14 protein-coding genes are annotated in these 20,934 nt (G+C 37.6%); 5 read left to right on the plus strand and 9 right to left on the minus strand.

What is annotated here, in order from left to right; genetic code table 11:
- Positions 1–214: 214 nt before the first annotated feature.
- The 9 genes from B0A67_RS01490 to B0A67_RS01525 form a co-directional block, all read right to left on the minus strand.
- Complete coding sequence (locus B0A67_RS01490; RefSeq protein ID WP_072958693.1) at positions 215–2,884, minus strand: glycoside hydrolase family 3 C-terminal domain-containing protein; 2,670 nt, start codon at positions 2,882–2,884, stop codon at positions 215–217.
- 169 nt (positions 2,885–3,053) lie between these two features.
- Complete coding sequence (locus tag B0A67_RS01495) at positions 3,054–4,391, minus strand: alpha-L-fucosidase (protein ID WP_072958446.1); 1,338 nt, start codon at positions 4,389–4,391, stop codon at positions 3,054–3,056.
- A 219-nt stretch (positions 4,392–4,610) separates the two neighbouring features.
- A complete protein-coding gene (gene galB / locus B0A67_RS01500) occupies positions 4,611–7,160 on the minus strand; it encodes a beta-galactosidase GalB (protein ID WP_207557294.1) in 2,550 nt (849 codons plus the stop codon).
- 58 nt (positions 7,161–7,218) lie between these two features.
- Positions 7,219–9,036 carry a right-handed parallel beta-helix repeat-containing protein gene (locus tag B0A67_RS01505; protein ID WP_072958443.1) on the minus strand — a complete coding sequence of 606 codons (1,818 nt, stop codon included), beginning with the start codon at positions 9,034–9,036 and terminating at the stop codon, positions 7,219–7,221.
- A gap of 32 nt (positions 9,037–9,068) precedes the next feature.
- On the minus strand, positions 9,069–9,848 hold the full coding sequence (locus tag B0A67_RS01510; protein ID WP_072958441.1) for an L-fucose dehydrogenase: 780 nt from the start codon (positions 9,846–9,848) through the stop codon (positions 9,069–9,071).
- A 52-nt stretch (positions 9,849–9,900) separates the two neighbouring features.
- Positions 9,901–10,053: an amidohydrolase family protein gene (locus B0A67_RS25320; protein ID WP_317044062.1), complete on the minus strand. Its 153-nt coding sequence runs from the start codon at positions 10,051–10,053 to the stop codon at positions 9,901–9,903.
- On the minus strand, positions 10,040–10,285 hold the full coding sequence (locus B0A67_RS25325; protein WP_317044063.1) for an amidohydrolase family protein: 246 nt from the start codon (positions 10,283–10,285) through the stop codon (positions 10,040–10,042). The genes B0A67_RS25320 and B0A67_RS25325 overlap by 14 nt, the downstream gene beginning before the upstream one ends.
- Positions 10,272–10,619 carry an L-rhamnose mutarotase gene (locus B0A67_RS01520; protein WP_072958435.1) on the minus strand — a complete coding sequence of 116 codons (348 nt, stop codon included), beginning with the start codon at positions 10,617–10,619 and terminating at the stop codon, positions 10,272–10,274. The genes B0A67_RS25325 and B0A67_RS01520 overlap by 14 nt, the downstream gene beginning before the upstream one ends.
- A gap of 467 nt (positions 10,620–11,086) precedes the next feature.
- Positions 11,087–11,953, minus strand: coding sequence for an AraC family transcriptional regulator (locus tag B0A67_RS01525; protein ID WP_072958433.1), 867 nt, complete (start codon positions 11,951–11,953; stop codon positions 11,087–11,089).
- Between the two features lie 294 nt (positions 11,954–12,247).
- Here B0A67_RS01525 and B0A67_RS01530 point away from each other — a divergent pair, with 294 nt between their 5' ends.
- The 5 genes from B0A67_RS01530 (at position 12,248) to B0A67_RS01550 (ending at position 20,745) form a co-directional block, all read left to right on the plus strand.
- Complete coding sequence (locus B0A67_RS01530; protein WP_072958430.1) at positions 12,248–14,704, plus strand: carboxylesterase family protein; 2,457 nt, start codon at positions 12,248–12,250, stop codon at positions 14,702–14,704.
- A gap of 430 nt (positions 14,705–15,134) precedes the next feature.
- Positions 15,135–16,037 (plus strand): ROK family protein, encoded by a 903-nt coding sequence (locus B0A67_RS01535; protein ID WP_072958427.1) that lies wholly within the window; start codon positions 15,135–15,137, stop codon positions 16,035–16,037.
- Positions 16,038–16,084: 47 nt separating this feature from the next.
- Positions 16,085–17,089 carry an isoaspartyl peptidase/L-asparaginase gene (locus tag B0A67_RS01540; protein ID WP_072958423.1) on the plus strand — a complete coding sequence of 335 codons (1,005 nt, stop codon included), beginning with the start codon at positions 16,085–16,087 and terminating at the stop codon, positions 17,087–17,089.
- Between the two features lie 50 nt (positions 17,090–17,139).
- Positions 17,140–18,588 carry an alpha-L-fucosidase gene (locus B0A67_RS01545; protein ID WP_084074516.1) on the plus strand — a complete coding sequence of 483 codons (1,449 nt, stop codon included), beginning with the start codon at positions 17,140–17,142 and terminating at the stop codon, positions 18,586–18,588.
- Positions 18,589–18,618: 30 nt separating this feature from the next.
- Positions 18,619–20,745 (plus strand): alpha-L-fucosidase, encoded by a 2,127-nt coding sequence (locus tag B0A67_RS01550; RefSeq protein ID WP_072958417.1) that lies wholly within the window; start codon positions 18,619–18,621, stop codon positions 20,743–20,745.
- Positions 20,746–20,934 lie beyond the last annotated feature (189 nt).

Here is a 20,934-nt window from a genome sequence, read left to right on the forward strand (position 1 = left end):
AGCATTATTTTTCTAATAAATCAGAAAAACAGCCTAAAATTTAAGAAAAATTAAACCCGTAAAAAAACTGCCAAAAAAAGCCTTCAAATCATGAAGTCTTTAACATAAATATATGTTAACGCTTATTTTTCTAATTAAATTATTTATGCCTGTAATTAGCAGTACGTGATGGTATCACGATACTGCTATTTTATTACTTTAAAATTTATCCTGCTTACTCCTTAACGGTAAGAATTTCTCTCAATCGAATATCTCTTGAAGAAGCACCAATCATGATTCTGAAATCACCCGGTTCGACCACCCATTTCATTTCTTCGTTCAACATTTGAAGTGTTTCTTTGCTGATATCAAACGAAATTTCTTGTGATTCTCCCGCTTTAAGCGAAATTCTATGAAAACCTTTCAACTGTTTGATCGGTTGTGCAAGAGATGCCAAAACATCCCGTACGTACAACTGAACGACTTCATCGCCATCAACTTTACTTGTATTTTTTATTGTGCAATACACTTTTATTGCTTCTGATTTCATTATTTGCTTTTTACTCAATCGCATATTACTGTACTCAAAAGTTGAATAACTCAACCCGAAACCAAAAGGGAATAAAGGAGCACCGTTTAAATTGGTATAATCATCTGAACGGCCTGTTGGTTTGTGGTTGTATACCAAGGGCAATTGCCCTTCGAAAACCGGGAAAGTAATTGGTAAACGTCCGGCAGGATTTTTATCTCCAAACAAAATATTGGCTACGGCATGTCCGCCATCTTCGCCCGGATACCAAACATCTAAAATTGAAGGTACATTGTTGATCCATTTGTCCATCGTGATAGCACTTCCTCCCACTAAAATCACTACAACCGGTTTTCCTGTTGCCGCCACAGCGTTTATCAATTCTTCCTGATGTCCTAACAAACCTAAATAAGCTCTGTCATTGAACTCTCCTTCTTCGATTCCGGCAGCAATAACAGCTACATCTGATTTTTTAGCAGCAGCTACAGCTTCTTCAATTTTCTTTTGCCAATCGTTATTCACATCAACATTCCAGACCAGTTTGAATTTAGCATATCCCTGCGATTCGAAAAACTCAATTCTGATGTCGTATTCTTTATTTTTTTCAAAATTGAAATCAACCAGTTTTGTCGAATAGGTCTGGCTTTTCCAATTGTCAATTATTAGTTTTCCGTTCAGATACAAACGATAACCATCATTGCCTTCAAAACCAATTTTATACGTTCCGGTGACTGGCGCTTTTATTTTTCCGCTCCACTTAACCGAATAAAAATCGTAGTTAATTTTTTCCTGATCCGGAGAATACAGCGTCCAGTCAAAATTAATCGCATTGTCTAATCTTGTCAGGACCGGGCTTCCGGTTAACTGCACATTATTAAAATATTCACCTGTTAATCCGTTTGCGCTTTTTCCTTTTTCAATACTAAATAAATTAGCTGCCGGCACAGGAACATAATCGGTGCTTTTTCTTGCGCAGCCTTCTGCCAGATTGATAACGGTTGATTTTCCTAACTTCGCTTTTATTCCTTCAAGCATACTCACTTTTCCATTACCGGGTCCGCTGTAGCCTCCCAATCGTGCTTCGGTAATATCATTTCCTATTAAGGCAATTGATTGTATCGATTTGTTAAGAGGTAAAACATTGTTTTCATTTTTCAACAATACCATTCCTTTTTCAGCCGCTTCTCTAGACAGTAACTTATGCAGCGGATTTCCGTTCCATTTGTTTGTTTCTTTTTCATCAGCATAAGGGTTTTCGAACAATCCCAGTTCAAATTTCAGTCTTAAAACTCTCGCTACAGATTCGTCAATGTTTTTCATGTCGATTCTTCCATCCAGAAAAGGCGGCTGGAATAATTTGTAATGATCGTAAGCGGTTTGAAAAATCACATCTAAACCATTATTGATTGCATTGGCACCGGATTCCGGGTAATCTTTTGCAGTATAATGCAATACATTTCCTCCTCCAACGGCATTTGCATCTGAAATAATGAATCCTTTAAAATTCATTTGCCCTTTCAGTTTTTTATTCAACAGCCAGTCGTTTGCTGTACAAGGACTTCCGTTTATACTATTGTATGAAGTCATAACACTTCGGCTTCCGCCCTCTTCAAAGCAAGCACGAAAAGGCGGTAACTGATATTCCTCCAGATAACGTTCGTTGTACTCAATCGGGTAACTGTCACGACCACCGTCTCCGCTATTTGCGAGGAAATGTTTTGGAGTTGTAATCACGCCTCTTTCCTCAAAAGACGATACATACGCCACGCCCATTTTTGCAGAAAGAAAGGGATCTTCGCCATACGTTTCCTCTACACGTCCCCAACGTACATCAGAAGCCAGGTTGACAACGGGCGATAAAATCTGACGAATACCACGGCTTTTTGATTCTAATGCGATAGCTGTCGAAACTCTTTTCATCAATCCGGGATCAAATGTTGCCGCCAGCGAAATAGATTGAGGAAAAGCAGTTGCTCCGTCCCTTACCAATCCATGCAAAGCTTCATCAAAAGCAATAATTGGAATTCCCAGACGTGTTTTTTCTACAAAATAGTGTTGTATTTTATTGATCAGTTTTACTGTTTCCTTTGCATTACTTGCTGCGCTGTAATCTAAAATTTGATTACTGGCATCAGTACTTCCTTTGGCACTCACCTGAAAACCGAATATTCCGTTTTTATAATGCTCAGCGCCGTCAGACAAATCACCGGGAATCATGAACATTTGCCAAAACTTTTCCTCTACGGTCATTCGGGACAATAAATCCTGAACACGCTCTTCAACAGGCAATTTTGGGTTTTTATAATTTGGAACATTCTGAGAGAATAATGTCTGAACTCCCAGAAACAAACCTATTAAAAGTGCTTTTTTATTCATGATTTTATTTTTTTTTATGAAATGCATCAAAAGAGTTACTACGACTAACTCATTCAATGTATTGAATGCATTTGTAAATCTATCTGCTTATTTTTTTACTAAATCGATTAACCAGAACGATAAAAAAATATCATCTTCTAAAATGAAGATGCCATTTTATATTCTTTGGTTAATTGGTAAGGAAACCTCCCTGGCCTCTGTACAATTTAATTGGTGCGTCTAATGTTACTTTGATACAAGTCACATATTTGTCTGCAGTATTTTCCGGCAAATCGATGTAAACCAATCCCGGAACTGCGCTCCAGGAAATTTTACCTACTACTTTATGCGTCAGTTTTGTATTGGAACCTAAAACCGTAATGTCCTGAATTTTATTATCAAGTCCTTTCAGCATCAATTGCCCTGAAGTTTTTCCGTGAACAAATAAGTAAAGTGTTTTAGAATCTTTAGAAAGTGTCGTAGGTCCGTAAAAGTGCCCTAATTCAATTCCGGGAATAGTTCCAAAAATACCTTCTCCGTTTCTTCTGTTCCAGTCTCCAAGTTCTTTCAGGGTAGACACAACCGTTTCAGGATAAGTTCCGTCAGGTTTTGGTCCGATGTCTAATAACAGATTCCCACCGTTTGAAACTGCATCTACAAAAATAGTGATAATCTCGTAGGGTGTTTTCCAATTGTTATCGCTTACACGGTATCCCCAGTTTTCATTCATGGTCATACACAATTCCCACCATCTGAATGCCGGACGCACTACCGGAAAGTTTTGCTCCGGAGTATCATAATCACCATATCCCTGCAAACGTCCGTTGATGATTGTATTAGGATTTCGGTCTAACATCATTTTACGTGTCTTTTCAGCTTGCCATTCGTCAGCGCTGTGTTCCCAATCGCCATCAAACCACCATAAATCAGGATTGTACCCGTCTGAAATTTCTTTGATTTGCCCCTGAAAGAACTTCTGGAAACGTTCCCAGCGGGCCGGTTCTTTTTTGATGTCGTAACGTGCTTTATCTTTCAGAAAACCCGGATAATCATTGTGTGTCCAGTCGATTAAAGAGAAATAAGCACCGCATTTTATGTCTCTTTTGCGCAATTCTTCAAAAAAAGGTTTTATCATGTCTTTTTTGGCCGGACAGGTTTTTACTGAACTCAGTTTCCCTAATTTCGTATCGTACATCGCCACACCATCGTGGTGTTTTGTAGTGATTACGGCATATTTGGCACCTGAATCTTTGATCATATCTGCCCAGGCAGCAGGATCGTATTTACTCAGAGTGTAGCTTTTTTGCTGTTTCATATAATCCTCTACAGAGATTTTCCCGTTGTGAAAACTCCACGATTCAGAAACATCTGCAACCGAATAAATTCCGGCGTGAATGAAGATTCCCAGTTTGGCATCTTCAAACCATTTCATTTTTTCAGCAATATCTTTTGCAGCAATTTTGTTCTGCGCAATGCCCGTGATACTTGTTCCAACAACTAAAGCTGCTAAAATTATTTTCTTAATCATTTCTATTTCTTTTAATATTTATTATTTTAACTACTTTGGCGTAATATTTTAACACATAGAAACATAGATTCTACATGCTTAAAAAAGGCGTTTCACTTCTTTAAAAGGCACAGAGCTCGGTTATGTGTAAGAAACATGTTTCTTTTATACTCTTTTTTACAGATCAAAAATCTATGTTTCTATGTGTTAAATTAAATTTTAGTAATTACACCCAATAGACTATTTGATTCTGATCGTTGTTGTTGCAGCCTGCAATCCTGCACTTTCTGCTTTTACCGTAAATTGTCCTTTTTGATCTTTCTTCGCTTTCACAATCGCTAAAACTTTTCCGTTATAAGCAGGTCTCTCTGTACTTTGAAAAGGCACAAAACTCGTTGCGTCTCCGTTGTCTGTTGCCACAATTTCTCCCGCTCCTTCTATCGAAAACCTTACTAATGGATTTGAACGCGGAACGAGCAAACCATTACTATCACTAATATCTACTGTTACGAAAACAAAATCAACATCGTCTGCAAGTACTTCTGTTCTGTCAGGAGACATTTTTAGTTTTGTCGCAATTCCGGTGGTTTTAACAACATCTGTCGCCCATTTTTTTCCTTTTTTATAACAGACGACTTTCAATTCTCCGGGAGTATAAACCACATCATCCCACGTCAAACGAAAATCTTTCCCTGCTGTCATTTTCTTTCTGCCCAGGCTTTTTCCGTTTAGAAACAATTCGCCTTCATCACCCGAAGTATAAACATGTACAGGGACTACTTTTCCAACACGTTCACTCCAGTTCCAGTGTGGCAATATGTGAGCCGTTGGTACGTCTGGCCTCCAATGTGATTTATAACTGTAATAACGGTCTTTTGGGAAACCTGCCATATCAATAATTCCAAAATAACTGCTTCTTGATGGCGGATTACTTTTTTGTAATTCGGCTAATTTTGCTTCCAGTTCAGTTTGTTTTGAGGGGTCAGTTCTAAAGTTTAATAAATTGGTTTCATCTGAATTGTACGGTGTTGGTTCTCCCAGATAATCAAAACCGGTCCAGACATATTCTCCCAATAAATGTGGGTATTTTGCATTGGTACGAAATTGTGTATCAGGCGAACAGCCCCATCCCGGGAACGCATCATCATAAGACGAAATTTGCCAGGATGTTTTGTTGTATTTATCGTCAAAGAAATATTCACCACGAGAACTGACTGTTGAAGCTGTTTCGCTGCCAAGTGTTGGCTTATTCGCATATCTTGGATCAGCATCCCATTTTGGCTGCTGGTCGAAGAAATAGTTTACTCCCATCACGTCGAGTGCAACAGCGGCACCAGATCCTCTTCCTCCATCCGGATCATTATATCCGTTAGAAATTGGACGCGTTGGATCTTCTCTGCGCATAATATCTGCCAGCTCTTTGGTCAGTTTTACGTTTTGCTGATCCGGTACTTCATTTCCAATGGACCAGATAAATACCGAAGGATTGTTTCTGTCTCTGTGTACTAAAGCGACCAGATCTTTTTCGTGCCATTGATCAAAAATCAGATTATAATCGTTCTTTTTCTTTCCTGTTTTCCAGGCATCAAATGCTTCGTCCCAAACTAAAAATCCCATTTTATCTGCCAGTTCCAACAATTCCGGCGCAGGAGGATTATGAGAAGTACGCAAAGAGTTACAGCCCATTTCTTTTAAAATGACCAGTTGTCTTTTTAATGCCGAAGTATTGATCGCGGCTCCCAAAGCACCTAAATCATGATGGTTGCAAGTCCCGAAAATCTCTACTTTTTTTCCATTCAACAGGAATCCGTTTCTTGCCGTAAATTCAATCGTACGCACACCAAAAGGCGTATTATAAATATCCACTACTTTTCCTTCGACAGTAACTTTAGTTTGTGCCACATAACGATTGGGCGTTTTTAAATCCCATAATTTAGGATGGTGCAAAACCGAATGTGTTTCTGCTTCTTCGGTTGTGTTTGGTTTAATTTCAAGTGTAGAAGAAATTAATGATCCTGCTTTTGCTTTAGGCTTATCGTGGATATCCATTTCGTATAAGTCGGTTGTAACAACCGCTTTTACAGTTTTATTTGTAGCGTTGTCAACCTTTACCAGTACTCTGACATCAGCGGTTTCTTTCGTAATATTTGGAGTCGTAATATACGTTCCCCAGTGGTCAACATGCACCGGATTGGTTTTTACCAGCCAGACATGACGATAAATTCCGGCACCCGGATACCAGCGTGAGTCCCAGTTTTCTGTATCCAGACGAACCGCTAAAATATTTTCCTGTCCAAATTTTAAAAATGGAGTCAGATTCATACGAAACGAATTGTAACCGTATGGCCAGGTTCCCACATAGCTCCCGTTCAGGTACACTTTGGCATTCGCCATTGCGCCATCAAAATCAACAAAAACCTGTTTTCCTACATCTGACGCCGGAACAGTAAAATGTTTGCGGTACCAGCCAATTCCTTTCCACGGCAATTTACCTGTTTCTCCTCTTAATTCAATTCTAAAAGGTCCTTTGATAGCCCAATCGTGAGGCAAATTCAGTTTTTCCCAGTTGGTTTCATTCGTAGCAACAGATTCTAAATTCTTAGGCTCTTCCTTAACTAATCCGTCAGCCTGAGATCCGTATCTTGAAAAAAGCCAATTATCATCAAATGACTGCGTATCAACCGATCCCATTCTTTTTATCGCTGTATTCTGTGAAAAAACAGATAATCCCATCATCATGCAAAGCAGCAGAATAATGCTGTTATACTGTGTAAACATTTTCTTGTTCATATCCATTATATTTAATTGTTTTATGCGTTTGCAAAACGAACAGTATTACCATCAATACCTATTTATTTAACGAATTTCTTATATCTGTTTTAACTTCTTTCTTTGGCATTTCGAAGGCTGCAATATTTGTTTTCCAACTGGTATTAAAAGTGTTGTTTTTAATTACTACATCTTTACAGGCAGTCAATGTAAACGAATTTTCATTTGTTCCGGTTTCCGGCAAATTGGACGGATTGATCGTATTATTCGAAAAAAATAATCCTTTAGTCGAACGTGCAGACAAAATGGGTTTGTCGAAAATTTTGAATGTATTGTTGACGATTCTAATGTTGCGATGCACATAATAACCCTCTGTCAGTTCGTGATTTTCAGGCATTATATTGATTATTGGTCCGGCGTTATAGCCGCATTCTTCAAAAGTATTATTCCTGATCAGTACATCTGAAACCGCACCTGATTCAAACCAGCCCGAAGCATCGTTTGCAATCAGGATGGCGTGCATACCTGTACGATAGAAAATATTATTTTCAATTAGTATTTTTCGGCGTGTTGTCAGCAGTAAACCTCTTGTATTGGTACGCTCAAATCTCGAATTCCTAACGGTAACTTCAGGAGTCCAGGTGGTGTTTTCAATGACATCACCTACTTTTACTTTATTAGACAGTTCGCCCTCCAAAACCAATTCCATCTCTTTTTTGTTTATCAATATTGCCGATTTCAGTTTGCCGTAAACAATTGGTTTTAATGTTTTCGGACTTACAAAACTGATGCTGTCTCCGGCAAAAAAGGCTTCGAATCCGTAGGTTTGATGGTGCATGAATTGCACTTTTATTTTCTTGTTTTCTGAAATTTCAGTTATTTTCAAATGAGTTCCGTGCACGTTCATTGGGTCATCATGCGAACCTGAGGTTTTGCATCTGTCTATCAGTATTTTACCTTTGCATCCTGAAAAATGAAAACAATCTGCAAACGAAGCAATGACACGGCCGGAATCTTCACGTGGCGCAACTATCACTTTCAAAAATGTAATATTTTCGGCAAATTGAGAAACAATTCCCAATCCGTGCATGAAATGCATTTTGACATCAGACAACACAATGTCTTTGCTCAAAGTAATAAATCCTCCGCAATTATCCCGGTAAGGATCACGAACAGAAAGTACATCGCCTGCTTTGTAATTTGTTTTTGTAAAATCACCTTCAAACAAAACGGTTCTGTTTTCTTGCTGAGTGGCTTTTGAATTCAAAAATGTGTCAAACGATGCATAACGCATCAGGTCTTTGTCTTTATCTAATGAAATTGTGAAAAATGAACTACTTTTCCAGCCTTCTCCGTAAAAACCTATTTTTCCTTTTTCGATAAAATATCTGGAATCAGGATGAATTTTTATTTTGACAGCAGATGGCGAAACTGAAATAATGGCTGCTTCAGATATTGTGGGGCGTTCATAATCGAATTGAATGTTTTTAATCTCAATATTCTGGCAGTTGAACAATGCAAATGAAATCATTTTTCCGTGTAAAACTACCAGCGTATTATTTCCGTCCAACGTTACATTTTTCAAATGATCGAAGAAAAAACCAATGTTTTTTACTTTTGATAGCGTATCATTTTCTGTTGTATTTGAAATATAAATTTCTTTTTTAACGGCATCTTCCGGCCACAAATCAATTCTTCCTCCGGGCAGCTGAATGACAACATTCTGTTTTCCTTTGCATTTTTCTATCGCTTCCCTGATTCCTTTACTCGCATTCAGATAACTATTGGATTTTACGCTAAATTGCGTGACTTTTATAGTATCAGCAACTTGACCCGAAACACTGAATGTTATCAGGAAAAATAAAAAGAGTGCTATTATCTGTCTGGTTAAATTCATTTTTGGTTTAGCGATAAAAACTTCGTTATCAATTATAATGAACGGTCTAAATGTGTGTATCCTCCATCAACATAAATCAATTGTCCCGTAGTGTGACTTGATTTGTCAGACAATAAGAAAACCGTCATATTTGCAATTTCCTCCGCTGTTGTCATTCTGTTTTCGAACGGAATTTTTGCTGTGATTTCTTTTAATTTTTGCTCCGGATTTTCAAGCGTTTTAATCCACGTATCATATAAAGGCGTGTAACATTCAGCCACAATAACTGAATTAACACGGATTCCGTATTTCAATAATTCAATCGCCCACTCACGGGTTAAAGCATTTCGTCCGCCATTTGATGCAGCATAAGCAGACGTATTTCCTTGTCCGGTATCGGCTGTTTTTGAACCTATATTTACAATTGCACCTTTTGTCTTTTTCAACTCCGGCAAAGCATATTGTGCCATCAGGTAATAATGCACAAGATTTTTATGAATCGATGCGACAAATTTTTCGTAATCCCCGCTTTCCAGGCCTACACCATCGTTTACGCCGGCATTATTGATTAATCCATCGATACGGCCGCAAAGCGTAATTACTTGTTCTACGGCACTTTTGCAAGCTTCAGGATTGGTCAGTTCCGCTACTACCGCTAAAGCTTTTCCGCCTTCGGCTTCTATTTCTTTAATCGCAATTTGATTGTCAGCATCAGCTCTTCCTATAATCACAGGAATTGCGCCTTCAGCAGCCAGAACTTTGCAGATTCCAAGTCCAATTCCTTTTGCTCCGCCGGTTACGATAATTACTTTGTCAGTCAGATTAAGATTCATCTATTCTTTATTTTAGTTGGATAGTTAGTTTTTTGTTTTTTTGATTGTGCAATTAATCTTTTAAATCAAAGAATTCAACAGCGTTGTTACCCCAGATTTTATCCTGATCTTTTTTTGAAAATCCCGAAAAATAATGCGTTATAATCTCACATGATTCCGCATAAGAAGCCGCAAGCAAACAAACTGGCCAGTCACTGCCGAACATCAGACGCTCCGCTCCAAATACCGCTGTCTTTTGCCAAATCCAGCAAAAAGCGAGTTTCTTCTTCGCTCTGATCCGCCTGAACAGCCACACAGCCCCCAAACTGATTTGCTGCCAACAGCGGTTCCAGATCTGAAGGTAAAAAATCCCGCTTGATTACTTTCATATCTTCATTGATCCAGGCATCTTTTACCGGATGATATTTCCAAAAATGCTGATGGCTATCTATTCTCATGCAAGTCAAATATCTTATCCATCATCATCCATTTTTCACCTTCTTTTGCTAATGGCAATGCTTTTTGATATTTCCACATGAGTTCCTCCCATTTCTGAACCACTGGATTATTAGCGTCCATTTCCCCTTTTCTTTCAAAAGTAAAAGTCTCATTGGCCTCGATAATCATAAACAACCTGTTGCCAACACAATAAATATCAAGATTTTCAATTCCTGAATCAACGATGCTTTCAGTTATTTCAGGCCAGATCTTTTCATGGTGTTTTTTGTATTCTGCTATTAATACCGGATCATCATTGAGATCTAATGCAAGACAATATTTTTGAGTTACCATATTATTTTATTTAAAATTTCAGGTTTAAACCTAAAACTATTCATTTATCAATTAAAAAAAACAAAATTTCATGCGTTTATCAAGCCTTCACTTCAACAACAATTTTGATTTACTAAATCGTTTTTTGTGTTTTCGAGCACACTTTTTATTGCAATCTTAAAAAAATAAAATTATTGCATTATTAAGTATTATTTTAGCTCAAAATTATCATTAATTAATCATTTATTATCTTTATAATTAATTTCATAAAAAACGACCAAATAATTATCTATTTATGTAATAAATTATCGATTAAAAAATTAAATCTTCTTTACACGAAACAATGTCCCGAAAAAACAGTTAGTAATTACAATCAAAATAAAACAGATTCAATAAAAAAGGGATGTAAATTATTCGATACTCTCCTTATAATAATTAAGGTACAGCATAAAGTCAGTTATTGCTATTTTACAAAAAGTATGGCGTTTTTAAACCAATGCTTTTTTTCGATATTCCTTGGGAGTGGTTCCCATTAATTTCTTGAATAATTTATTGAAGTTCGATGCGGTTTTGTAGCCGCATTCGTAGGCAATTTCAGAAATACCCAAATCCGTTTCAATTAGATATTTGCACGCATTTGACACTCTGATTTCATTTAGATATTCTACAAAAGGTTTTTTGGCTTTCGCCTTAAACATTCTGCAAAAAGATGTAGGTGTCAGGTTAGCAATTTTAGAGATTTCATCAAGTGATATTTCCTCTTTATAATTCGATTTTACATATTGAAAAACTGCTGCAAGCCGGTCATTTTTATTATCATCACTAACTGAGACATACGAATTGTCGTTGATATACCTCAAATCTTTGCTTTTAGATAACAGAAACAAAATTTCAATAAGTCCCATAATCACTTCAAAACCTTTCTTTTTGATTAGTTTTTCCATTTTTTTAGCAATCAGCGTATTGGTCTGTCCGGTAATCGACACTCCTTTTACGGCCTGAGAAAGGAACTTTTTGACTTCCTGTGCCTCGGGCAATTCATAGAAGGAATTCCCAAAAAGTTCCCTGCTAAAATAAATCACCATGGCTTTCGCCTTTAAACTATTAATTCCTTTGTAAAAAATTTCATCATTAAGCCAAACATGCGGAATATCATCTCCCAGAAAAACCATATCTCCCGCTTCGAACGATTCTACTGAGTTTCCTATTATTCTTTTTCCGTGACTTTCTAAGATATAAACCAACTCAAATTCCGGATGTGAATGAAAAGGCGACTGAAAAAAAGACTCTTCACGAGAGAACACTGAAAGTGATGTATTCGTATAGGAAGCGATATTTGTTTTTACAATTTTCATTTTAAGAATAATAATGATAATTAATAATTAAATAAGGATAAAATTGAATTAATCACTAAATTGATTTAGATCTAATTTTAGATTTCCTAAAAAACAAAAATAACAAAAAATGCTTACGAGCCAACTAAATCGTTTTAATAAGATCAAAATATCTAAAAACGGCTTCGATATTTTTTTCTGAGACCACTCTGCAGATTGTTATTTTACAGGTAAAACCGATACTAATATCAAATTTAAAATAATAGTAAATACACCATTTGAAATGTATTTAACTTCAAAAAATAAAACTGAAAAATGAAAAAAGGGCTTACATTCTTCCTGATTGCTTTATCTGTGAATTTGATCGCGCAGACCAAAACTACCGGAAATGTTGTTGAATATTTTGGAAAAGAAAAAATTGTAACTACCGCCGAAGGAAGTGTTTTATACCATTTTGTAAACGGTTACACACTTGCAGCGGATAAAAAAATCGGTACGCTTTTTAATGGGCAAGATGCTGTTGCCTGGCAATACGCCGTTGGAAAATTTGTAAACCCGGATCAGCAAAAAGGAGACTGGCAGCCTGTCAAAGTGGATTCTGTTGGCGTTTTTAGTCAGAAGGAAATGAAATCTGCGTTTCTTTTTACAGCCTACAATTCCCCAAAAGAACAAATTGTGCTTTTAGAAACTACAGGCGGAACCCGCACTTATATCAACGGTTTGCCTCACGAAGGCGATCATTATGATTTTGGCTATACATTGATTCCGTTTAAACTTCGTAAAGGCATAAATGAATTTGTATACACTAAAGGACGTTTTGGCCGTGTGAAATCACAAATTATTGTGCCTGCAAAAAGCATTCAGTTCACCAAGCGAGATATGACGCTTCCGGATATTATCAATGGTGAAAATGACGAAAAATGGGCTTCAATACGTATTATTAATGCTACTGAAAAAGAGCTTAAAAACCTTGTTATTACGACAAAATTGTCAAGCGGAGAAACGGTATCTTATACAACAGATGCTATTATGCCTTTGTTTGTGAGAAAAGTTAAATTTAAAATTCCTGCTGCAAAATCTAATTTTACTGGTGAAGTAAAAATGAAAATAACGCTTACTGACAAAAGCGGAAAAGTGATTGACGAAACAGAAATTACAATTCAGCAACGTTCCGGAACTGTGCATCACGAACGCACTTTTATCAGTAAAATCGATAACAGCGTGCAGTATTACAGTGTAGCTCCCGCATCAGAAAGCGGGCAAAAAGCGCTAATTCTCTCTGTTCACGGTGCTTCGGTTGAAGCCCGAAATCAGGCAAGGGCATACAAACAAAAAGACTGGGCGCATATTGTTGCGGCTACCAATCGCCGTCCTTTTGGTTTCAACTGGGAAGATTGGGGCAGAATTGATGCTTTGGAAGTGCTCGCGGAAGCCAAAAAAGTATTTAATACTGTTCCGGCTCAAACTTATTTAACAGGGCATTCGATGGGCGGTCACGGAACCTGGTTTCTGGGAACGACCTATCCGGATCAGTTTGCTGCAATTGCTCCCTGCGCCTCCTATCCTGATATCGCAACTTATGGATCTGATAAAGGCGATGAAATGCACGATATGTTCAAAGCTTTTGAGCCCATCAGGCGCTCGGCCAATTCCGGCCGTGTAAAAAGCATCATTCAAAACCTGAAACAATCCGGTGTGTATATCCTTCATGGAGACGCTGATTCGACTGTCCCGATTTCGCAGGTAAGGGAAATGCGCCAGATTTTAGGTACTTTTCATCCTAACTTTTGTTATTATGAATATCCTGGAGGTGAACATTGGTATGGTGATCATTCTGTAGATTGGCCTCCTATTTTCGAATTCTTCAAACGCCAAACGATACCAGCAAATAAAGAAGTCAGAGAAATTGATTTCCACACCGCTACTCCTGCCGTTTCTGCTACAGATTATTGGGTAAAACTGCAACAGCAAATTCGCCCGTTTGATTTCTCTACTATCAATGCAAAAATTGATAAAGAGTATATTACTGTGAAAACAAAAAATGTCGCTATTATGGAACTCGATTTGATTTCATTAAATCTAAAAGGCGAAATCACGATCAATATCAACGATCAGATTCTCAAAACAACAATAGACAAAAAAGCTATCCTGGCTTTGCAAAACACAAAATGGACTTTGATAAACGAAATCAATACGGATCAAAAATATGCAGAACGTCAGGGCGGATTCAAATTTGCATTCAATAACAATGTTGTTTTTGTCTATGCAACAGGCGGATCTGCTGCTGAGCGCGAATGGTACCTGAACAGAGCGCGTTTTGACGCTGAAACCTTTTATTACAGAAGCAATGGAAGTATCGATGTAATCTCTGATAATGAATTTTCATTGGAAAAATACAAAGATCGAAATGTAGTACTTTACGGAAATGCCGCTAATAATAGTGCCTGGAAATTGTTGTTGAAAAATGCGCCGGTTCAGATTGATAATCAGCAGATAAAAATAGGCAACAAAGTACTAAAGGGAGATGATCTTGCGGCTTATTTTGTGCTGCCCAGAAAAGACAGCAAAACAGCAATGGTAGGTGTTGTCGCAGGAACTTCTGAAAAAGGGATGAAAGCAACCTGGGCAAACAACTATATTTCCGGAATTACCGGTTTTCCGGATGTCATGATTTTTAAAGCGGATTTGCTTTTGAATGGTTTGCCGAATATGAAAGTAAGCGGTTTCTTTGATAATGACTGGTCTGCCAATACATTAGAATATTTTAATTAACTGATGAGTAAAATTACCTTTGAGATGCAACGCTTTTACCTGGTTTATACTCTCTTTCTTTAAAATTTAAGGAGCTGAATTTATTTTTAAAATTACATTAAATCTGAATCAATAATGACAGCTAAAAAACGAGTTTAAAAAATAAGAGAAACGATTTTTTACTCAAAACGGAGTGGTTTTGTTTAATTTACTAATACGATTTAGTAGTTCAATAAAAACTCTTACTTTTAGCAAAAAAAGCATATCAAAATAGTCAGGTAACTTTGATACATTAATTAAAAACAATCTTTTACCAACTCTATTGTTACCTGGATTCAAATGATCCTTCAGAAGGCTAATTTAAAACCGTGATAAAAATTACTGACAAAAGAAGTTGAAATAAAAAACTAAACAAGTAACCAACAGGATAAAAAATTACATAAATAAAAAGATGGAAAAAAGATTTGCAATAGCTATGGATGTTGGCGGGTCACATATTACTACCGCGGTTATTGATCTGAGTGAGATGAAAGTCTTTAAAGATTCCTTTATTAAGGTTTCTTTCGATTCAAATTTACCAAGCAAAACAGTAATGGATTATTGGGAAAATGCTATCCGTACTTTATGGGAAAATTCAGCAATAGAAAAATTATCAGGAATTGCTTTGGCAGTTCCGGGTCCGTTTGATTACGCAGATGGAACCTGCTGGATCAAAGACCAGGATAAATACGATCATTTCTATGGCCTTAACATAAAAGAGCTTTTAAGAGAACGCTTCGATTTTGATCGGGACTTCCCTATTGTTTTCGAAAATGACGCTAACAGTTTTGGGAAAGGTGAAGTCTATAAAAACATCGAAAATCTTCCTAAAAATGTAATGGCAATAACTTTGGGAACTGGACTTGGTGCCTGCTTTATCGAAAATGGAAAAATTGTAAGCACGGGCAAGAATGTGCCTCAGGATGGTGAAATTTGGAATCTTCCGTACAAAAACGGTATGGCAGAAGATGCTGTTTCACTAAGAGGTTTGCTTGCCAATTACCATAATCTAAGCGGTATTGAATTGAACAACGGACTGGAATTATACCATTTAGCGATTGAAGGGGATGAAGAAGCGATTCGGGCGTTTCACAAATTTGGAGAAGAACTGGCGGAGGTTGTACTTCCGTGGTTGAAAAGCTTTAATGCTCATATGCTGGTTATTGGCGGAAAAGTGGCAAATGCGGGAGATTTGTTTCTGAACATTTTAAGGGAAAAAGCAAAAAATGAAGGAATCGAAATCGAACTGGTACTCTCAACTGACAACGAAACGACTGCTTTATTAGGAGCTGCCAGCTTGCTTTATAAAGCTTAATATTATACTATTTTCTAATTTTTAACAATCGGTTTAACTCACACAATATGACGAATCGTAGAAATTTTCTAAAAAAAACGGCAATGGCTTCGGCTGCTGTAGCATTAAGTTCCTTTACTGTAAAATCAGAAGGAAACGAAGAACAAAATGAACTTCCTGACGGTAAAGTAAGAAAACCAATTGTGCTTTCTACCTGGCGTTTTGGCTTGCAGGCGAATGAAGCTGCCTGGGAAGTATTAAAAAAAGGAGGCCGCGCCTTAGATGCTGTAGAAGCGGGCGTAAAAGTTCCGGAAGCTGATCCAAAGGAAAGAAGCGTAGGTTATGGCGGAAGACCTGACAGAGATGGCCGCGTAACATTAGATGCGTGTATTATGGACGAAATGTCAAATATTGGATCTGTGGGTTGTCTTGAATTTATAAAACATCCTATTTCTGTCGCTCGTGCTGTGATGGAAAAAACACCTCATGTGATGCTGGTTGGCGATGGAGCTCTTCAATTTGCCCTATCGCAAGGATTTCCTAAAGAAAATTTATTGGTTCCGGATTCTGAAAGAGAATGGAAAGAATGGCTGAAAACCTCAGAATACAAACCAATTGCCAATATCGAAAATCATGATACTATTGGAATGATTGCTTTAGATGCCGCCGGAAACCTTTCCGGAGCCTGTACTACAAGCGGAATGGCTTTTAAAATGCACGGACGATTAGGGGATTCTCCAATCATTGGTGCAGGTTTGTATGTCGACAACGAAATTGGTGCAGCAACTGCAACGGGCCATGGTGAAGAAGTAATCAGGATCTCGGGAAGTCACCTGGTTGTTGAATTGATGCGTCAGGGAAAATCTCCGCAGAAAGCCTGTGAAGAAGCTGTTTCGAGAGTGGTCAAACTGATGAAAAACAGAAATAAAGATTTGAAAGATATTCAAGTCGGATTTATTGCTTTGAACAAAAAGGGAGAATACGGTTCTTATTGTGTTCAGAGCGGTTTTAACTATGCTGTTTATGATGAAACAGGAAACCGATTAATAGATCCTGAATTTTATGTAAAATAATCAATAGCAAAAACAAAGGCTAAACAAAAAACAAAAACAAAAGACCAATAATGAAAAACAGATTAAAACTAATGTTCGCAGCATTCATCTGTGCCGGTACGTTTTCCGTACATGCGCAAGGTGATTTTAGTATGGAAGCGGACCAATCAGAAGAAGCAGGTTATATTGCGCCAAAAGATCCGCTGGTAAAAGCAAATCTTGAAAAATGGCAGGGTTACAAATTTGGAGTAATCATACATATGGGACTTTATACTCAGTTGGGTACTGTAGAATCCTGGGCTCTGGCTCCGGAAGACTGGGTAACGAGGGACGGTTATGATGATTATTACAAATATGCTACTGATTACCGAAACACCAAATTCAAATTGAACCCAACAAATCTGAATTCTGAAAAATGGGCTAAAATGTTCAAAAATGCCGGAGCAAAATATATGATTTTCACTTCGAAACATCACGATGGATTTTGTATGTACGATTCAAAATTTACTGATTTCAAAATTACAAACCCTGAATTCCCTTATGCTAAAAATCCAAAAGCCGATGTATTAAAGGATGTATTGGATGCTTCCAGAAAAGAAGGTTTGGCAGTGGGCGTTTATTTCTCAAAACCGGACTGGACTTCTGAAACCTTCTGGTGGCCGTACTATCCGCCAAAAGACAGAAATCCTACTTATGATATTACGAAATTTCCGGACAGATGGAAAAACTATATACAATACACTCAGAATCAGCTGAACGAATTGACTACAAATTACGGAAAAGTTGATATTCTCTGGCTTGACGGATGTTGGGTCCGACCGCTTTCGACCATTAATAAAAAAGTCGAAGAGTTTTGCAAATATCCTTATGATATGGATATCGACATGAAATTAATTGCTGAAACAGCCCGTAAAAAGCAACCGGGAATGCTTGTGGTAGACCGTTGGGTTCCCAGCGAATACGAAAACTATCTGACACCGGAACAAAAAACTCCTGAAAAACCTTTGAGCGTGCCGTGGGAAAGCTGCATTACTCTTGGCGGAGCCTGGGGCTGGGTACCAAATGATCATTACAAATCATCCAAAGAAGTTATTCAATTAATGACGAGTATTGTAGTAAAAGGAGGAAATCTTTTGTTGGGTATAGGACCGGATCCTAAAGGAGAATTTGATCCTGAAATTGAAACAACTATGGCTAATGTAGGGAAATGGCTGAGCGCAAATGGAGAAGCGATTTACGATACTAAACCTGTTGAACCATACCTGGATGGAAAAGTGGGTTATACCCAAAAAGGAAAGGCTATTTACGGGATTTATATGCCTGCAAAAGACGAAAAAGAGCTGCCTGCTGAAATTACTATTAAAACCAATGCAAAAGGGAATTTGAAAGCTACTTTACTGGGAACCAAACAAAAACTGGCCAGTAAAAAGACAAACGGAGGAATTGTTGTTACGATTCCCCAAGAACTAAGAACTTCTTTAGCTGCCCAGGAAGCTGTTGTGATTAAATTGAGTCAATAATTCTAAGTAGAAGATTTAAAATTAGAAAAAATGAAAAAACAATTAGTAACGATTTTGGGATGTTTTGCCTTTCTGTCCATGACGGCACAGAAAATTGGACCACCAGCTCCTTATGGAGCATTGCCAACTGAATCACAGTTGAATTGGCAGGAACTCGAACAATATGTTTTGGTGCATTTTACGCCTACCACTTTTCAAAACAAAGAATGGGGATATGGCGATGCTGATCCCAAAATTTTTAATCCGGTAAAATTTGATGCCAGTCAGATTGTGAATGCTGCTAAAGACGGCGGTTTCAAAGGGGTAATTTTTGTTGCGAAACATCATGACGGGTTTTGTTTATGGCCAACTAAAACAACGTCTTACAATATTAGTAAAAGCCCTTTTCGTAATGGTAAAGGCGATATGGTAAAAGAATTTGAAGTTGCTGCACGTAAAGCGGGAATGAAATTTGGCCTCTACTGTTCGCCTTGGGACAGAAATAATGAAGATTATGGAAAACCTGAATATGTAGAGAAATACAGAAACCAGCTAAGAGAACTGTACTCGAATTACGGAGAATTGTTCATAACGTGGTTTGATGGTGCCAATGGAGGCGACGGCTATTATGGCGGTAAAAATGAGAAAAGAAGTATCGACCGCTCTACTTATTACGGCTGGGAGAAAACCTGGGGAATATCTCGTGAATTACAACCCGGAGCTGTTATTTTTGCGGATAATGGCGATGTACGCTGGGTAGGAAACGAAAGAGGTTTTGCAAACGAAACTTCCTGGGCAACTTTTACTCCGGAACCAATAGCAGGAAAAACAGTAGCTGTTCCAGGAGAAACTGATTCGGAAAAAGCACAGGGCGGAACGCGAAACGGTAAGTTCTGGAAACCTGCCGAATGTGATGTCCCGCTTAGAAATGGCTGGTTTTATCATGCCAATGAAGACAATCAGGTAAAATCAGTTGCTGAATTATTCGAAATTTATTGTAAATCTGTGGGAAGAGGTGCCGGCATGGATATAGGACTTGCACCAAATACAGACGGTGTATTGCATCAAAACGATGTTAAGGCTTTGAAAGATTTCGGCGATTTCCTAAAGAAATTGTTTGCTGATAATCTTGCACAATCTGCTGTAATTACTGCTTCGGAAGTTCGGGGTGAAAATCAAATATTTTTCGGAACCAAAAATCTTACGGATAACGATCGCTACTCGTATTGGGCAACCAGTGATGAAGTAAAAAAAGCATCCGTAACTTTAGAATGGGACAAAGAACAAACGTTTAATATCATTCGCTTAAGAGAAAATATTAAATTAGGGCAACGTATTGAAAAAGTCGAAATTGAAGCTTTTATCAATAAAAACTGGAAAAAAGTAGGCGAAGCTACAAGTATTGGTGCAAACCGATTAGTACGTTTACCCAATTATATCACAACTTCAAAATTGAGGATTCTTATTAAAGAATCTCCGGTTTCTATTGCTTTAAGTGATGTTGGTGTTTTTAGGGAGCCGGAACAATTGGCACTTCCAAAAATTAAAAGAGACAAAGACGGAAATGTTTCGATCACTAGTGAACCAACTGTAAATCAAATTCGCTATACAATAGACGGGACAGAACCTACTCTGCAATCTCCAGTTTATGCAAGTCCTTTTCCATTTTTAAGCTCAGGCGATGTCAAAGCCAAATCATTTGGTACAGATCAGAAATCGAGTGAGACGGCAATTCAATCGTTTAATGTTTGCAAAAAAGACTGGAAAATAAGTACCGTAACTTTTGAAAACGAGGAGAAAGAAAAATCCGTGAATGCTATTGATGATAATGCGGAAACTTTTTGGAGTACTGCTGATAACCCTTCGTTAATGCCTTTACCGCAATCGATAGTAATTGATATGGGGTCAGAAATGGAAATCGCTTCTGTATCGTATTTACCTCGTAAAAACGGAACGGGTGGAATTGTGAAAAATTACCAATGGGAAGTAAGTACAGATAATAGAATCTGGACAACAGTTGCTCAGGGCGAATTTGCGAATATCAAAAGTAATCCGGTGGAGCAAAACATTGTATTAAAAACGGCTGCAAAAGCCAGATACATTAAGTTTAGCGGAAAATCAAGTGTTGAAGGAAATTATATTTCCGCGGCCGAATTGGGGGTAAAAACAATAAAGTAATTTGTGTTTTTCTCCTTAACAGAAAAACTGTTAATTTGCGATAAAGTTATTTCTATCCTGCTTTTAAAATTTACAGGAAAACTTTTTATAATCCGGTGCTGTTTTTTTCGTTAACATTGCTGTAATCTTATTGCTTTGAAAACAATTTAAGCAGCACCGTATTAATAAGAAAAACTACCAAGACAATCA

The sequence above is a fragment of the Flavobacterium aquidurense genome (assembly GCF_002217195.1).
Taxonomy (GTDB): domain Bacteria; phylum Bacteroidota; class Bacteroidia; order Flavobacteriales; family Flavobacteriaceae; genus Flavobacterium; species Flavobacterium frigidimaris.

What these genes read in the sequence shown, in the direction of transcription:
- B0A67_RS01490 (WP_072958693.1), bottom strand. Translation starts at nt 2,884, where the DNA reads ATGAATAAAAAAGCACTTTTAATAGGTTTGTTTCTGGGAGTTCAGACA.
- B0A67_RS01495 (WP_072958446.1), bottom strand. Translation starts at nt 4,391, where the DNA reads ATGATTAAGAAAATAATTTTAGCAGCTTTAGTTGTTGGAACAAGTATC.
- galB (WP_207557294.1), bottom strand. Translation starts at nt 7,160, where the DNA reads ATGAACAAGAAAATGTTTACACAGTATAACAGCATTATTCTGCTGCTT.
- B0A67_RS01505 (WP_072958443.1), bottom strand. Translation starts at nt 9,036, where the DNA reads ATGAATTTAACCAGACAGATAATAGCACTCTTTTTATTTTTCCTGATA.
- B0A67_RS01510 (WP_072958441.1), bottom strand. Translation starts at nt 9,848, where the DNA reads ATGAATCTTAATCTGACTGACAAAGTAATTATCGTAACCGGCGGAGCA.
- B0A67_RS25320 (WP_317044062.1), bottom strand. Translation starts at nt 10,053, where the DNA reads ATGTTCGGCAGTGACTGGCCAGTTTGTTTGCTTGCGGCTTCTTATGCG.
- B0A67_RS25325 (WP_317044063.1), bottom strand. Translation starts at nt 10,285, where the DNA reads ATGAGAATAGATAGCCATCAGCATTTTTGGAAATATCATCCGGTAAAA.
- B0A67_RS01520 (WP_072958435.1), bottom strand. Translation starts at nt 10,619, where the DNA reads ATGGTAACTCAAAAATATTGTCTTGCATTAGATCTCAATGATGATCCG.
- B0A67_RS01525 (WP_072958433.1), bottom strand. Translation starts at nt 11,953, where the DNA reads ATGAAAATTGTAAAAACAAATATCGCTTCCTATACGAATACATCACTT.
- B0A67_RS01530 (WP_072958430.1), top strand. Translation starts at nt 12,248, where the DNA reads ATGAAAAAAGGGCTTACATTCTTCCTGATTGCTTTATCTGTGAATTTG.
- B0A67_RS01535 (WP_072958427.1), top strand. Translation starts at nt 15,135, where the DNA reads ATGGAAAAAAGATTTGCAATAGCTATGGATGTTGGCGGGTCACATATT.
- B0A67_RS01540 (WP_072958423.1), top strand. Translation starts at nt 16,085, where the DNA reads ATGACGAATCGTAGAAATTTTCTAAAAAAAACGGCAATGGCTTCGGCT.
- B0A67_RS01545 (WP_084074516.1), top strand. Translation starts at nt 17,140, where the DNA reads ATGAAAAACAGATTAAAACTAATGTTCGCAGCATTCATCTGTGCCGGT.
- B0A67_RS01550 (WP_072958417.1), top strand. Translation starts at nt 18,619, where the DNA reads ATGAAAAAACAATTAGTAACGATTTTGGGATGTTTTGCCTTTCTGTCC.